The following is a 14,568-nucleotide window of genomic DNA, read 5'->3' as shown; positions in this document are numbered from 1 at the left end:
TCGTGTCAGCAGCGAGATGAAACGAATCCAGAGGGTCCGAAGCTGGCGCAACCTCGCCCGTCGTGTTGACACCAGGGAAGTCCGCTTCTGAAGGAAGGCAGGGGCCGGCTGAATGACCGACATTGGGCGCGAAGCGGTCATCCACGATCCTCAGGTTCTGACCCAGGACGGCCGTTCCCCGGTAGTGAGCGGGAAGGGCGCGGTCGTCGAGCGAGTTGTCAGCCGCCTATTTCCGCAGCCCATCAATGTGCAACTTGGGAAGCCGCTGACATCAATTCCTCCGGATTCGGCGCCTTGAAGGTATTGAGGCCATCCTCCAGAACTTCAGTGAAGTTCCAGCGTACGATGCCCGCCCGGTCGATTAGGAACTGACCGACAAGCTGCCCCTGGCCGGAAGCCATCGCCTGCTGGTCGGCTCCCGCAATCTCATATCCTTCCTTCTTGTTAAGAAACTCGTACATTGCCATGACGTCCATAGGCTCGGGCAACTCGCCCGGCAGATCGATACGGATCGCCATGACCGTGTCCATCCCGACCTCGCGCAAGCCGAAAGCACGGTGCGAGGCCCGCTCCGGGTCGGATGCGGCGAGAAGATCGGGTGCCGGGTGGTAACGGAAATAGAGCCGCGCCCGCTCGACTGGCGTATTGACCACCGCCAGGCATTCGACGCCTTTCTCACGCAGGGCCGGCTTAAGTTGCGCCATCGCCGCGACATGGCGCCGGCAGAACGGACAGTGCAGGCCTCGGAACAAACCGATCAACAACGGGCTACGGCCTCGAAAATCGTCGAGCGCGATCTTGCCTTCGCGGGAGATCGCATCGAGAATAATATTCGGCGCCCGGTCGCCCGGCTGGAGCGGGCGTTCGACATTACTCGTGGACATGGACAACCTCCTCGCCCCGGATAAGCACACCCAGCCATCCGGAGTTGAGTCCATGCTGGGCAACGCCAGGGCAAAAATGCGTTCGACCTTTGCCATATTGCCGAGGTCGAGATTACGCGCGTTGCAAGTGCATCATAACACGAAAAAAGCCTCTGCGGGTCGCCCGTTTCGCGAGCTGTCGCGAGCGCTGTGGTAAAACAATGTAATCGTCTCATCCGTGCCATGGGACGACACAGCGGCGGGACCGATTGGATCTTCACATGCTCGCGGTGTTCAAGTCTTGAAACTTGGGCGGCTTCGATGTGCCCGGACGTCAAATGCCGACCGTACAGATCGCGGAACTCTGCCCTCAGCGGAACCGACCCGCCATGCAGCCAGTTAACCCGCATGAAACTTCCGACCAGCGCAAGGCCACGTCATGAGCATTTTGCAAACCACGAAGAAAGCCGTCGGGCAGGTCACCGGCGTCGCCAGGCCGGGCCGGCGAGAGGTCGCCGACCTCCTGAGGCCGCGCAAACCGAACGAGTTTCGGTTCAGCGATGATGGCCTGGTGCCCAACCATCCGTTCTGGCCGCTGGTCGTCTATCGCGGTGCCGTGACGCTGCCCGAAGACTTCGATCCGGCGGCTGTCATCGAGGCGCTTTTCGAGGCAAATGGCTGGGGCGATAGCTGGCGCAACGGCATCTACGGTTACGTCCACTACCATTCGCGGATACACGAGGTGCTGGGCGTTGCGCGCGGCACGGCCAAGGTCCGCTTTGGCGGCAGCAAGGGGCGGACGCTGTCGCTGAAGGCCGGCGACGTCGCGGTGCTTCCGGCCGGCACCGGGCACCAGCGTCTTTCCGCATCCGACGATTTTCTGGTTGTCGGCGCCTATCCTCCATCCGGCACCTATGACCTGTGTACGACCGCCGCCGACCATGCCAAAGCGGTCGTCACGATCCCCAGGGTCGGCCGTCCGCGCAAGGACCCTGTCTATGGAAGCAACGGCCCGTTGCTCGCAGCCTGGGAAAAGGATTGAAGCCGTTTTCTTGCAGGTTGGCTTCGGGGCTAAAACCGGATCCTTGACCCGCCGCTCAAGCCGCCAGCACCGCCGCATCCAGCCCGCGAATGATCTTCGCCAGTTCGACGCACTCGTCGTGCCGGACCTTGTTGCGCCGCCAGGCGAGGCAGATCGTGCGTTGCGGCATCGGTTCCTGGAACGGCACGATCTTCAAATCGGGGATAGTGCTGGCCGGCCCTGCCGCCATTTCCGGGATGAGCGTGACGCCGAGCCCGTGCGCCACCATCTGTAAGAGCGTCGTCAGGCTGGTCGCGCCATAGCTTGCCATCGCCACCGGCCGCACGTTGCCGCACACGGCGAGCGCCTGTTCGCGCAGGCAATGGCCTTCCTCCAGCAGCATCAGCCGCTCCAGTGCCGGGCTCTCCGGTGGCACCGGCGGCGAGGCGAAGGCGGGATCGCCGGCCGGCACGGCCAGGAAGAACCGGTCGGAGAAAAGTTCCTCGGTAATCAGGCCTGGGTAGTCGAGAGGCAGCGCCGCGACGAAGGCGTCGAGCTTACCCGAACTGGTGTCCTCGACCAGCGAGGCGGTCACCGCTTCGCGCAGTTCCAGCTGCAAGGCCGGGAAATGCCGTTTCAGCTCCGGCAGCACATGCGGCAAGAGATAGGGCGCCACCGTCGGGATGATGCCGAGCCGGAAGCGGCCTTCCAGCGCCGGGCGGCCGCGCCGGGCCGTCGCCTCGACGTCGCGGACGTCGGCAAGAATGCGCTCGATGCGCGGCAGCAGGGCCACGGCCTCGTCGGTCATCCGCACCACCTTTCCGCCGCGCTCGAACAGACGGCAATTCAGCCGCAGCTCCATCTCGGCGATCTGCGAAGACAGCGCCGGCTGGCTGACGCCGGCGAGTTTTGCGGCACGGCCGAAATGCAGCGTCTGCGCCAGCGCCTCGAAATAATGCATCTGCCGGACGGTTAAACCGATCATAAGGAAAACCTATCAGAATAAACAGCAAAGGCAATTTGTCTTTATCGGCTGGGCGGGCTAGTCTGGAACCATTCCAGGATGGCGCGGCCGCCGGCCCTGCCCGGAAAATCAACAAAATCCCGAAAAATCAACAAATCGGAGGCAAAGATGGACGCGAAAACCGACGACAACAGCGCCGGCAAATGCCCGGTCCCACATGGATCGGCCAGGAGAAGCAACCGTGACTGGTGGCCGAACCAGCTTGACCTTGGCGTCCTCCATCAGCAGTCCAGCCTGTCGGACCCGATGGACGAGGACTTCGACTACGCCAAGGAATTCAAGAGTCTCGATCTCGATGCGGTGATCACGGATCTGCACCAGGTGATGACCGATTCGCAGGATTGGTGGCCGGCCGATTTCGGCCATTACGGCCCGCTCTTCATCCGCATGGCCTGGCACAGCGCCGGTACCTATCGCATCGGCGACGGCCGTGGCGGCGCCGGCGCCGGCCAGCAGCGTTTCGCGCCGCTCAACAGCTGGCCGGACAACGCCAATCTCGACAAGGCGCGCCGGCTGCTGTGGCCGGTCAAGCAGAAATACGGCAGGAAAATCTCCTGGGCCGACCTGTTGATCCTCACCGGCAACGTCGCGCTGGAATCGATGGGCTTCAAGACCTTCGGCTTCGCCGGCGGCCGCGCCGATGTCTGGGAGCCGGAGCAGGACGTCGACTGGGGATCGGAAACCAAGTGGCTCGCCGACGAGCGCTATTCCGGCGACCGCGAACTTCAGGGCCATCTCGGCGCCGTGCAGATGGGGCTGATCTACGTCAACCCGGAAGGCCCGAACGGCACGCCCGATCCATTGGCCGCGGCGCGCGATATCCGCGAAACCTTCGCCCGCATGGCCATGAACGATGAGGAAACCGTGGCGCTCATCGCCGGCGGCCATACCTTCGGCAAGACCCATGGCGCCGGCGATGCATCGCTGGTCGGCCCGGAGCCGGAAGGCGCCGACATCGAGGCGCAGGGCCTCGGCTGGTCGAGCAAGCATGCCACCGGCATTGCCGGCGACGCCATCACCTCGGGCCTCGAGGTGACCTGGACCACGACGCCGACCAAATGGAGCAACAACTTCTTCGACAATCTGTTCAACTACGAATGGGAGCTGACCAAGAGCCCGGCCGGCGCCCATCAGTGGACGCCGAAGGGCGGCGCCGGTGCAGGCACCGTGCCGGACGCGCACGATCCCTCCAAGCGCCGCGCGCCGGCGATGCTGACCACCGACCTCGCGCTACGCGTCGACCCGGCCTACGAGAAGATCTCGCGGCGCTTCCATCAGAATCCTGATCAGTTCGCCGATGCCTTCGCCCGCGCCTGGTTCAAGCTGACGCATCGCGACATGGGTCCGGCCGTCCGCTATCTCGGCCCGCTCGTGCCGAAGGAAGAGCTGATCTGGCAGGACCCGATACCGGCAATCGACCACGAGCTGGTCAGCGAGCAGGACATCGTCTCGCTGAAGGCGAAGATCCTGGCCTCCGGCCTGTCCGTCTCAGAACTGGTCTCGACCGCCTGGGCCTCGGCCTCGACTTTCCGCGGCTCCGACAAGCGCGGCGGCGCCAACGGCGCCCGCATCCGCCTGGCGCCGCAGAAGGATTGGGAGGTCAACCAGCCGGCGCAGCTGGCCAAGGTGCTCGAGACACTCGAAAGCATCCAGAAGGGTTTCAATAACTCGCAGTCCGGCGGCAAGAAGGTCTCGCTTGCCGACCTGATCGTTCTTGGCGGCGTCGCCGCGATCGAGAAGGCGGCGAAAGACGGCGGCCATGACGTGGGGGTGCCGTTCACGCCAGGCCGCATGGACGCCTCGCAGGAACAGACCGATGTCCAGTCCTTCGCCGCGCTCGAGCCGAAAGTCGATGGCTTCCGCAATTATGTCAGGGGCAAGCCGCCGATGTCGGTCGAAGCGATGCTGGTCGACCGGGCGCAGCTGCTGATCTTGACGGCGCCGGAGATGACGGTGCTCGTCGGCGGGTTGCGGGTGCTCGGCGCCAACACCGGTCAGTCGAAGCACGGGGTGTTCACCGACAGGCCGGGCACGTTGACCAACGATTTCTTCGTCAACCTGCTCTCCATGAACACGATCTGGGATCCGGCCGCCGGCTCAGATGAGGTCTACGAAGCGCGCGACCGCAAGACCAGGGCAGTCAAGTGGACCGGCACCCGCGCCGACCTGATCTTCGGCTCGCACGCGCAATTGCGGGCGCTGGCCGAGGTCTACGGCTCGGCGGACGCCGGGCGGAAGTTCGTCAGGGACTTCGTCGCCGCCTGGACCAAGGTGATGAACGCCGACCGTTTCGACCTCGCGGCCTGATCCGGGCATATTTCTCGACGCAACGAAAAAGGCGCGGGCCTCGACCCGCGCCTTTTTCATGAAGCCTTCGAAAAGTCAGTCTTTCTCGAAGATACCGGCCTTGGCGACCACGCCGGCGATGGCGCCGCCGATCAGCGGCGCGACGATGAACAGCCAGAGCTGGCCGATCGCCGCAGTTCCCGAAAACAGCGCCGGTCCGATCGAACGGGCCGGGTTGAGCGATGTGCCGGTCACCGGAATGATGGCGAAGTGCAGTCCGGCCAGCGTCAGGCCGATGACCAGGCCGGCGAAGGCCGTCGTGTGCTTGGCGTTGGTGACGCCCAGGATCACCGTGACGAAGGTGAAGGTGCCGATCAGCTCCCACAGGAAGGCCGAGCTGACGCCCCATTTCGTCACGTCCCAGCCATTGGCGCCGAAGCCGCCGGTGTGGCCGCCGACCTGTCCGGAGACGATGATCCACAGCGCCAGCGACGCGATGATGGCGCCGATGACCTGCGCGATCCAATAGGGAATGACGTCCCTGGCCGGCATCCGCCCGGCGAGGAACACACCGAGCGTCACTGCCGGATTGAGGTGCGCGCCCGAAATCGGGCCGATCGCGTAAGCGGCCGCTATCAGGCCGATGCCGAACGCCAGACCGATACCTTCCTGGCCGAGCGGCAGCGCGCCGCCGAAGCCGCCCGTCACCACCGAAGCCGTGCCGATGAACACCAATAGAAACGTGCCTAGAACTTCCGCCAGATAAGTTTTCATTGCCCTCTCCTCGTATCGACCCGCGGCTCCGCTTTTTCTGCGACGCGAATCACCGCGCAAAGAGTATTCGCAACCGGAAAACTTGCAAAGCAGAGCAGTTTCGCAAGCCGCTATGCTTGTGAGCGCCGGACACGAACATTAGAGACGTATAATATATTTATCGAATTGTTCGTTCCGCATGCCGGCGCCCGCCTGGTGGCCGCGGCTCGCGATGCATCAATCCACATTCGTCACCCCTCGGCATGGATCGTCTCGCCGTCGGCGAAACAGAACTGTTTCAATCAGGGCACGAAAAGCTCTAAGAGCAGGGCCAGAATTAATTTACTGAATAATGGAAGACGACAATGAGACTGGGCGGGCGGCTGGCGGCAGCCATTGAAGTGCTTGACGAAATTGGCCGTCGCCACCGGCCGGTGGCCGATGCGCTGAAGGACTGGGGCCTGTCGCACCGCTTCGCCGGCGGCGGCGACCGCGCCGCGATCGGCAACATCGTCTACGACGCGCTGCGCCGCAAGCGCTCGGCCGGCTGGCTGTTGGGCGAAGACACACCGCGCGCCATCGGCTTCGGCGCGCTGCTGCTCGAATGGGGCCAGACGGCGCAGTCGCTGAACGAGGCGCTCGAGGGCGACAAGTTCGCGCCGCCGCTGCTTACCGCCGACGAATTGAAAACGCTCGGCGGTCGCCGGCTTGCCGATGCGCCGCCGGCGGTCAGGGCAGACATCCCCGACTGGTGCATGCCGCTGTTCGAACGGGCGTTCGGCACGGCCTGGGTGGAAGAGGGTGCCGCGCTGGCGACGCGCCCGCCGCTCGACCTCAGGGTCAACACGCTGAAGGCCGATCGCGGCAAGGTGCTGGCCGAGTTGGCGGAGACCGGCGCCAAGCCTGCGCGGATCGCGCCGCACGGCATCCGCATCCCGCCGATCGAAGGCGACGGCAGGCACCCGAACGTGCAGGCCGAACCGGCCTTCCAGAAAGGCTGGTTCGAGGTTCAGGACGAAGGCTCGCAGATTGCGGCCGAACTGGCCGGCGCCGAGCCTGGAATGCAGGTGCTCGACTTCTGCGCCGGCGCCGGCGGCAAGACGCTGGCGCTGTCCGCGGCGATGGACAATCGCGGCCAGATCTTCGCCCACGATGCGGAGAAGGCAAGGCTGGCGCCGATCTTCGACCGCATCCGCCGCTCGGAAAACCGCAATGTGCAGATCGTCACCAGGCCGGCCGAACTGGCGCCGCTCGGCAAGCACATGGATATCGCCCTGATCGATGCGCCCTGCACCGGCAGCGGCACCTGGCGGCGCCGGCCGGATGCCAAATGGCGGTTGACGCAAAGACAGCTCGACGCCCGCAAGGGCGAGCAGGAGACGATCCTCGATGCCGCCAGGGACTTCGTCAAACCCGGCGGCCTGCTGGTCTACATCACCTGTTCGGTGTTCGACGAGGAGAATGGCGACCAGGTTTCGGCGTTCCGGGACCGCCATCCCGATTTTGTCCCGGTCGATCACCGCCAGCTTTGGGACAGCCGTTTTGCGGGCCACGAAGCGGCAATGCGCATTGGCGCCGCGGGCGGCATTTCGCTGTCGCCATTGCTGAGCGGCACCGACGGCTTTTACTTCTGCGCGCTGCGGCGGGCCGGCTGAATCGTTGCCATCGATACAGGGCTAAGCCGAATGCTGCAGTGCAGCATTTGCGATTGCCTGCCGCCCACCCCTCTGCGATAAATGCCTTTGCAATAAGATTTGCCGAGAAACAAAGGGCGACGGCCATGGCAGCAAAGATCGTTCCTGCTCCCGATTATGAGGACCGCGTCAGGACGTCCTTCGCGCGCCAGAACGCGATGATGACGATTGGCGCCGAGCTGACGCTGGTGACGCCCGGCATCATCGAGATCGAAATGCCCTATTCTGCGGCGCTGACGCAGCAGCACGGCTTTCTCCATGCCGGCGTCATTTCGACGGCTCTCGACTCGGCCTGCGGCTATGCGGCATTCTCGCTGATGCCGGAAAATTCCGGCGTGCTGACCATCGAGTTCAAGGTCAATCTGCTGGCGCCCGGCAGGGGCGAGCGCTTCCTGTTCCGCGGCTCGGTGACCAAGCCCGGCCGCACCATCATCGTCGCCGACGGACAAGCCTATGCGTTCGCCGTCGACGGCGAGGCCAAGCTGATCGCCACAATGACCGGAACGATGATGACAGTACTCGGCCGCGACGGCATCGAAGGCTGAGGAGCGGGTAGGGAGGATGGACGATCATGGCCGGCAAGACACCTGGTGAGCTCACCCCGATCTCCGGCAAGTCCGTTCTCTTCGTCATGGCGGCGGAGGCCGAATACGGTCCACACCTGCAGCGGCTGTTCACGCCGCTGATGACCGGCGTCGGACCGGTCGAGGCCGGTATCGGGCTCGGCGCCGAACTATCCCGGCTGCATGCCGGGATGGGGCTGCCCGATCTCGTCGTGTCGCTCGGGTCGGCGGGCAGCCGGACGCTGGAGCAGACGGAAATCTACCAGGCCGTTTCGGTTGGCTACCGCGACATGGACGCCTCGCCCCTGGGGTTCGAGAAGGGCGCCACCCCGTTCCTCGACCTGCCTGTAAGCGTGCCGCTGCCGTTCAGGATACCAGGCGTCAGACAGGCGACGCTGTCGACCGGGGCGGCAATCGTCTCCGGCGCCGCCTACGACGCGATCGCCGCCGACATGGTCGATATGGAGACCTTCGCCTGCCTGCGCGCCTGCCAGCTGTTCGACGTTCCGCTTATCGGCCTGCGCGGCATTTCCGACGGCGCGGCCGATCTGAGACACGTTGGCGACTGGACCGAATATCTGCACGTCATCGACGAGAAGCTGGCCGCGGCGGTGCAACTGCTGGAACAGGCGATCGCCTCAGGCGCAATCCGGTTTTGAATCATCGCCTAAGGCGCGGGATTGAAGTAAGGCCGCGACCTCATAACCTATTGCGCCGACTCGTTCTTTCTCCAAACGCTCGCCATGGCAACATGTCGGCTTTCATTGGTTTAGCAAAAACTATTATGCAGATTTGTTCCCACCTGTGCCGCCCAAAATAGATAGTCGGAAACCAGCCCGGATATGTCGCCAGACTTTTTTGTTAGGCCGGTATCGCCTACATATCGTGACAACCATGACATATCGATTCGCATGATGCTTTACGTCCCGATGACGGCGACCGAATTCCGCGCTTGCCTAGCCGCCATCCCACTTTCGCAACTGGCTTTCTCTCGATTGCTAAGTGTTGCCCCGCGCACGGTACGCTCTTGGGCGCTGGCGGAGCGGCAGATACCGCCGCATGCCGCCATGATCGCCCGCCTGCTGGCGACGAAGCGAATTACGGTGAAACAGTTGCAGCACGCGGCCATGACCCAACTTAACGGCTAGGCTTTTTCAGCCTTGTAGCATAGGCACTATCAACCTATATTCTCTGGCTGCCGGGCAGCCGTCGTTCCCGATAGGCGCGGCAACGGGAGTAAAACTTATGAGTGACGTCGAAAACATTACGGCGCCCACACCATGGGAGCCAAAATTCCATCTCGACCTCAAAACCGCCAATTCGGGCACATTCTATGCCCTGGTTGATCAGTTTGAGGAATGGAGGAAAACCCGAGCTGAAAACGAGGACAAGCTTGCCAATGGATGGCATATCATAACTTCGGAAATGGCCGAAGGGCTGTTGCTCAAGAATCCAGCCGGGTCCAATCGCAAGGCCGTATTAGCTAACATTGTCTACTACGCGGAACAGATGGCCGCGGAGGATTGGCCCGAAACCGGGCAGCCGTTGATCTTCGATGTCGATGGCAAGCTGCTAGACGGTCAGCATCGCCTCTGGGCTTGCTACCTTTCCGGGGTGCCGTTCGCAACTTACGTTGTCAATCAGCGCAAGCCTATCAAATCGGCCTTCGCCTACATCGATAACGTCAAGGCGCGCACGGCCAAGGATGCGCTAGCCACGGCGGGCCTGAATGGCCTTTCGGCTCTGACGGCGCAAACGGTGATGATTGCCCAGCTTTACGAAAACAAAGCCTATACTGCGACGAAGAAGCACCGTCTTCCGCGCATGTCGCCCAAACAATTCATCGACTACGTCGAGGCGAATCCGAACATTCGCCGGGGCGCCCAGTTGATGGCGGGTGAGCATGCCTCCGCATCCGCGATGATAGGCCATAACGATGTCGCGGCCTTTGCGGCGGTCAAGATTCTCGACCTCCATGATGAATTCACGCTCGACGAGTTCATGAACGACGTGGGTTCCGAGGGTGAAGAATTCGGCGCGGGAAGCCCGATTGCGGCTTTGCAGCATGTCCTGAAACTCAACAGCGTTGCCAAGGAGCCGATGCAGAAACATCAGGTCTTGGCGCATGTCATCAAGGCATTCAATGCTTGGATGGCTGGCGAGCAGGTCAAGAAAATCAGTCTGAGGGTTGATGAAACATTCCCGCGTTTCATGCCGAAACAAGCCGAGGCCGCATAAAAACGTTCAACGGGGAGGCGCGCGAATGCGCCTCCATTTTTCGCGCAAGGACAGAACCAAAATGGCTGTTCATTATCTAGACCATCCTTTCGCTGGAATCTGGCCTCTGTTGGGCGGCGAGGATTTTGCGGAATTCGTGGCCGATATCCGGGCCAACGGTATGCATATGCCGATCGTGCTTTATCAGGGAAGGATTCTAGACGGGCGCGCCCGTTACCGCGCCTGCATTGAGGCGGGCATTGAGCCGCGCTTTGAAAATACCGGCACGCTAAACGATGTTGGCGCGCTTGATCTGGCCGTTTCGCTCAACGACTATCGGCGGCAACATTCAACCTTTGAGCGGCGGGCTTTCGCGGCGGCAAGGCTGGCGCATTTAAAGCAACAAATTCAATTTCAAGAAACGATAGAAATGCCTGCCAGCGCAACGCGTGATCCTAGCCTTCCCGGTCACAATCGTTTCGTTAAACAAGCGGCCTTGATCATGGATGTTTCTACGGGTTCGCTTGCCCGCGCCCGCACCGTTGTGCAGTACGCGCCGGAACTGGAAAAGGCCGTCGTGGATAAGAGAATCGGACTTCAAACTGCGTCCGAAAAAGCGCGCCCGCCAAATGCCACGCACGTCAAGCGGACCGCTGCTAAGCGATCCGCAGCCAAGGAATCCGCCGCCGAGGAAATCTATCAACGCGGGCTGGAATTCCGCCGCAACATTCCGAAAACCAACTTTCTGACACCGGAAGAAGTTGATCCGGATTTCGAGGGCACACCGCTCGAATTCGCCACCAAATACGGTCACGTTCTTACCAAAACTGCCTCACAGCGCGAACAGGAGGCGGCGCAAGCACGCGGCGAGGATTTCGTGGCTTGGCTCCGTAAGTGTGCCAGCGGTGCGCCGGCTAATGTCAGTGAAACCGATTTGCTAGCCTATATCAGGGGCAACGGCGCCGAACCCGGTTATCGACTCAACAAGCTCACCGAACGTTGGGCGGCACTCGATGCCATGCATGCCCGCTTTGCCGCGCTGGTCGCGCAACTGGAATCGCATCTGGCCGGCAAGCCGATCGAAGTAAAGCGCTAGTTCACCCTGCCCGCTCCAGATCGAGAGGAGCTACGTTGCCTGCCTCGGCCAGAAGGGTTCGCGGCGCTGATGGGCGCCTTGCGGTCGCTCGGCGCGGAGCGGACCGAGGCATCGATAGAGCCGCTCGCATTTAAGACGGTACAGCGGAATCGGATTGAGGCAGACGCCCAGCAACCCATTGCGCCGACTCGTTTCTTTCTCTAAACGCTCGCCATGAAAACAGCCAATCATCCCGACACCGTCCTGATTGTCGATTTCGGCAGCCAGTTCACCCAGCTGATCGCCCGCCGCATCCGCGAGGCCGGCGTGTTTTCCGAGATCGTACCCTTCCAGTCGGCCGAGGCGGCGTTCAAGCGCATCGATCCGAAGGCGGTGATCCTGTCCGGCGGCCCGGCCTCGACCGGCGACATCGGCAGCCCGCGCGCGCCGCAGATCGTCTTCGATGCCGGCGTGCCGGTGCTCGGCATCTGCTACGGCCAGATGGCGATGTGCGTGCAGATGGGCGGCGTCGCCGAAAGCTCCGATCATCGCGAATTCGGCCGCGCCTTCGTCGAGATCGCCAAGGACAGCCCGTTGTTCGAGGGCCTGTGGGCGCCCGGCCAGCGCCACCAGGTGTGGATGAGCCATGGCGATCGCGTCATCTCCCTGCCCAAGGGGTTCGAGGTGCTCGGAAAATCGGAGGGCTCGCCCTTCGCCATCTTCGGCAATGTCGAGCGCAAAATGTACGGCCTCATGTTCCACCCCGAAGTGGTGCATACGCCGGACGGCGCCAGGTTGCTCCGCAACTTCGTCCACAACATCGCCGGCATCGAAGGCGACTGGACGATGCGCGCCTACCGCGAGCACGCGGTCGAGACGATCCGCAAGCAGGTCGGCAAGGGCAAGGTGATCTGCGCGCTGTCGGGCGGCGTCGATTCCTCGGTCGCGGCCTTGCTGATCCACGAGGCGGTCGGCGACCAGCTTACCTGCATCCTTGTCGACCACGGGCTGATGCGCAAGGACGAGGCATCAGGCGTGGTGGAGATGTTTCGCCAGCATTACAATCTGCCGCTGATCCTGGTCGACGCTTCGGACCGTTTCATCGGCGCGCTCGAGGGCGAGTCGGACCCCGAGAAGAAGCGCAAGACCATCGGGCGGCTGTTCATCGAAGTGTTCGAGGAGGAGGCCGAGAAGCTCGGCGGCGCCGATTTCCTGGCACAAGGCACCCTCTATCCCGACGTCATCGAAAGCGTCTCTTTCAGCGGCGGCCCGTCGGTGACGATCAAGTCGCATCACAATGTCGGCGGCTTGCCCGAACGCATGAACATGCAGCTGGTCGAGCCGCTGCGCGAATTGTTCAAGGACGAGGTGAGGGCGCTCGGCAAGGAGCTCGGCCTGCCCGACAGCTTCATTGGCCGGCATCCGTTCCCCGGTCCCGGTCTCGCCATCCGCTGTCCGGGCGGCATCACCCGCGAAAAGCTGGAGATCCTGCGCGAGGCCGACGCCATCTATCTCGACGAGATCCGCAAGGCCGGACTCTACGACGCCATCTGGCAGGCCTTCGCCGTGCTGCTGCCGGTGCAGACCGTCGGCGTGATGGGCGACGGCCGCACCTACGAGTTCGTCTGCGCGCTGCGCGCCGTCACCTCGGTCGACGGCATGACGGCAGACTTCTACCATTACGACATGGCATTCCTGGGAGCAGCCGCCACCCGCATCATCAACGAGGTACGCGGCATCAACCGCGTCGTCTACGACGTGACGAGCAAACCGCCAGGCACCATCGAGTGGGAGTGACGAGGAGTAGTGCGGAGTAGAAGAGGATAGAGCAGCACGTTTAAGGCGATGTTGGCTCGGCGATAATAGTCAATAGTCCCAGCCCCCGGCCACCCGGCGACGGCATAGACGAAGCATCTGGCCGATCGGCGAATGTCTGGAACGAACGTCCCACAGAGAAGGGTGGAGCAGCCTAGCCTTGCTGGGTTTGACACCCGGGGTCCGCGGCAACTGCCACCGGCGAGGCGTTGCATCTGCCGGCCACGTATCCTTTCGCTGGGTTCATCCGTCTTAGCTGTTCATGGGCACGGTCATCCTTAACATCGCCCTCCTGGACGAATTGGAGCGTGACAAATGAACAGCAAGCAGAGCCTAGCGAACAAGATACACTACGAAACGCTCGCGGAGGCTTTTCGCAGCGGTCGAGAATCGCCACAGGAAGCATCCGAGTGGTCCGTTTTGACGGCAGAACCGGGCGGCGTCGATTACGTCGAGACGAACGTCGGCGACAAGACCGCGCTGTGGGTTCAGCCAAAAACGGCGGCCAAAGACCGGGTCATGCTTTACCTGCACGGCGGTGGCTATGTCGGCGGATCGATCTGGACCCATCGCAAGATGGTCGGACACCTTGCTAAGGCGATCGGCTGTTACGCTCTGCTCGCTACGTACGACTACGTTTTCCAGAGCAAGTTTCCGCGCCAAATCGAGCAGGCCGTGACCGCGTTCGAATGGCTCGCCGAGCAGGGTGTCGCGCCGAAGCACACCATAGCTGCAGGCGATTCCGCTGGTGCTGGCCTGATCGTTGCGGCGGCGATGAAACTCCGCGATGCGGGACGGCCGCTGCCGGCCGCGATCCTCAGCATCTCTGGCTGGTATGATCTGTCGGCGAGCGGGCACTCCTACGAAAGCAACCGCGAGAAGGACGCCTTCTTCCAGAAGGCGGTCGTGGATATGCTGGTATCGCAAGTCCTTGCGGGGACCGATCCCCGGCATCCACTCGCCAGCCCGATCTTTGCCGATCTGAAGGGCCTGCCGCCGATCTATCTGCAAGTGGGTGGAGACGAAACCCTGCTCGACGACAGCCGAGCGCTCGCCGACCGCGCGAAAGCCGCCGGCGTCGAGATGCGCTTAGACGTATTTCCGGGGATGCTGCACTCGTTCCAGATGATGGCCGGCCGCGCTCCCGAAGCCGACGACGCGATCGCGCGGTTGGCACAATGGGTTCGCCCCAAGCTTGGTCTGGCCGCAACCGCAGCAACACGCGCTGAAGGTCAGGAGGTCGCATGACTGGCAAAT

Annotated in this window: 13 protein-coding genes; 10 read left to right on the top strand and 3 right to left on the bottom strand. The window is 62.7% G+C overall.

Features of this window, described 5'->3' with window-relative positions:
- Positions 1-242 precede the first annotated feature (242 nt).
- On the bottom strand, positions 243-884 hold the full coding sequence (locus NKH04_RS09070) for a peroxiredoxin-like family protein (RefSeq protein WP_353044253.1): 642 nt from the start codon (positions 882-884) through the stop codon (positions 243-245).
- A 418-nt stretch (positions 885-1,302) separates the two neighbouring features.
- Between NKH04_RS09070 and NKH04_RS09065 the strand changes: the two genes are divergently transcribed.
- Positions 1,303-1,905 carry a cupin domain-containing protein gene (locus tag NKH04_RS09065; RefSeq protein ID WP_352771991.1) on the top strand — a complete coding sequence of 201 codons (603 nt, stop codon included), beginning with the start codon at positions 1,303-1,305 and terminating at the stop codon, positions 1,903-1,905.
- 55 nt (positions 1,906-1,960) lie between these two features.
- Here the strand turns inward: NKH04_RS09065 and NKH04_RS09060 are convergent, their stop codons facing one another.
- Positions 1,961-2,869: a hydrogen peroxide-inducible genes activator gene (locus NKH04_RS09060; RefSeq protein WP_352473479.1), complete on the bottom strand. Its 909-nt coding sequence runs from the start codon at positions 2,867-2,869 to the stop codon at positions 1,961-1,963.
- A gap of 147 nt (positions 2,870-3,016) precedes the next feature.
- On the opposite strand from NKH04_RS09060, the gene katG reads away from it, so the two are divergent.
- Entirely contained in the window at positions 3,017-5,215 is a 2,199-nt protein-coding gene (katG, locus tag NKH04_RS09055) for a catalase/peroxidase HPI (RefSeq protein ID WP_353044243.1), read from the top strand.
- Positions 5,216-5,290: 75 nt separating this feature from the next.
- Here katG and NKH04_RS09050 read toward each other — a convergent pair whose 3' ends face one another.
- Positions 5,291-5,968: an MIP/aquaporin family protein gene (locus tag NKH04_RS09050; protein WP_023677138.1), complete on the bottom strand. Its 678-nt coding sequence runs from the start codon at positions 5,966-5,968 to the stop codon at positions 5,291-5,293.
- Positions 5,969-6,312: 344 nt separating this feature from the next.
- Between NKH04_RS09050 and NKH04_RS09045 the strand changes: the two genes are divergently transcribed.
- The 8 genes from NKH04_RS09045 (at position 6,313) to NKH04_RS09010 (ending at position 14,559) form a co-directional block, all read left to right on the top strand.
- Complete coding sequence (locus NKH04_RS09045) at positions 6,313-7,602, top strand: RsmB/NOP family class I SAM-dependent RNA methyltransferase (protein ID WP_352473477.1); 1,290 nt, start codon at positions 6,313-6,315, stop codon at positions 7,600-7,602.
- Between the two features lie 125 nt (positions 7,603-7,727).
- On the top strand, positions 7,728-8,186 hold the full coding sequence (locus tag NKH04_RS09040; protein WP_023677140.1) for a PaaI family thioesterase: 459 nt from the start codon (positions 7,728-7,730) through the stop codon (positions 8,184-8,186).
- 26 nt (positions 8,187-8,212) lie between these two features.
- Entirely contained in the window at positions 8,213-8,863 is a 651-nt protein-coding gene (locus NKH04_RS09035; protein WP_352473476.1) for a 5'-methylthioadenosine/S-adenosylhomocysteine nucleosidase, read from the top strand.
- Between the two features lie 252 nt (positions 8,864-9,115).
- The gene (locus NKH04_RS09030; RefSeq protein ID WP_352473475.1) at positions 9,116-9,352 is read left to right on the top strand and encodes a helix-turn-helix domain-containing protein; all 237 of its coding nucleotides are present in this window, start codon (positions 9,116-9,118) and stop codon (positions 9,350-9,352) included.
- 97 nt (positions 9,353-9,449) lie between these two features.
- Entirely contained in the window at positions 9,450-10,442 is a 993-nt protein-coding gene (locus tag NKH04_RS09025; RefSeq protein ID WP_352473473.1) for a hypothetical protein, read from the top strand.
- 25 nt (positions 10,443-10,467) lie between these two features.
- Positions 10,468-11,517: a hypothetical protein gene (locus NKH04_RS09020; RefSeq protein WP_352473472.1), complete on the top strand. Its 1,050-nt coding sequence runs from the start codon at positions 10,468-10,470 to the stop codon at positions 11,515-11,517.
- Between the two features lie 213 nt (positions 11,518-11,730).
- Complete coding sequence (guaA, locus tag NKH04_RS09015) at positions 11,731-13,293, top strand: glutamine-hydrolyzing GMP synthase (protein WP_352473470.1); 1,563 nt, start codon at positions 11,731-11,733, stop codon at positions 13,291-13,293.
- Positions 13,294-13,626: 333 nt separating this feature from the next.
- A complete protein-coding gene (locus NKH04_RS09010; RefSeq protein ID WP_352473468.1) occupies positions 13,627-14,559 on the top strand; it encodes an alpha/beta hydrolase in 933 nt (310 codons plus the stop codon).
- Positions 14,560-14,568: the final 9 nt, after the last annotated feature.

Source organism: Mesorhizobium sp. M1365 (assembly GCF_040317865.1).
Classification (GTDB): domain Bacteria; phylum Pseudomonadota; class Alphaproteobacteria; order Rhizobiales; family Rhizobiaceae; genus Mesorhizobium.
This window is presented reverse-complemented; position numbering and strand designations above follow the sequence as displayed.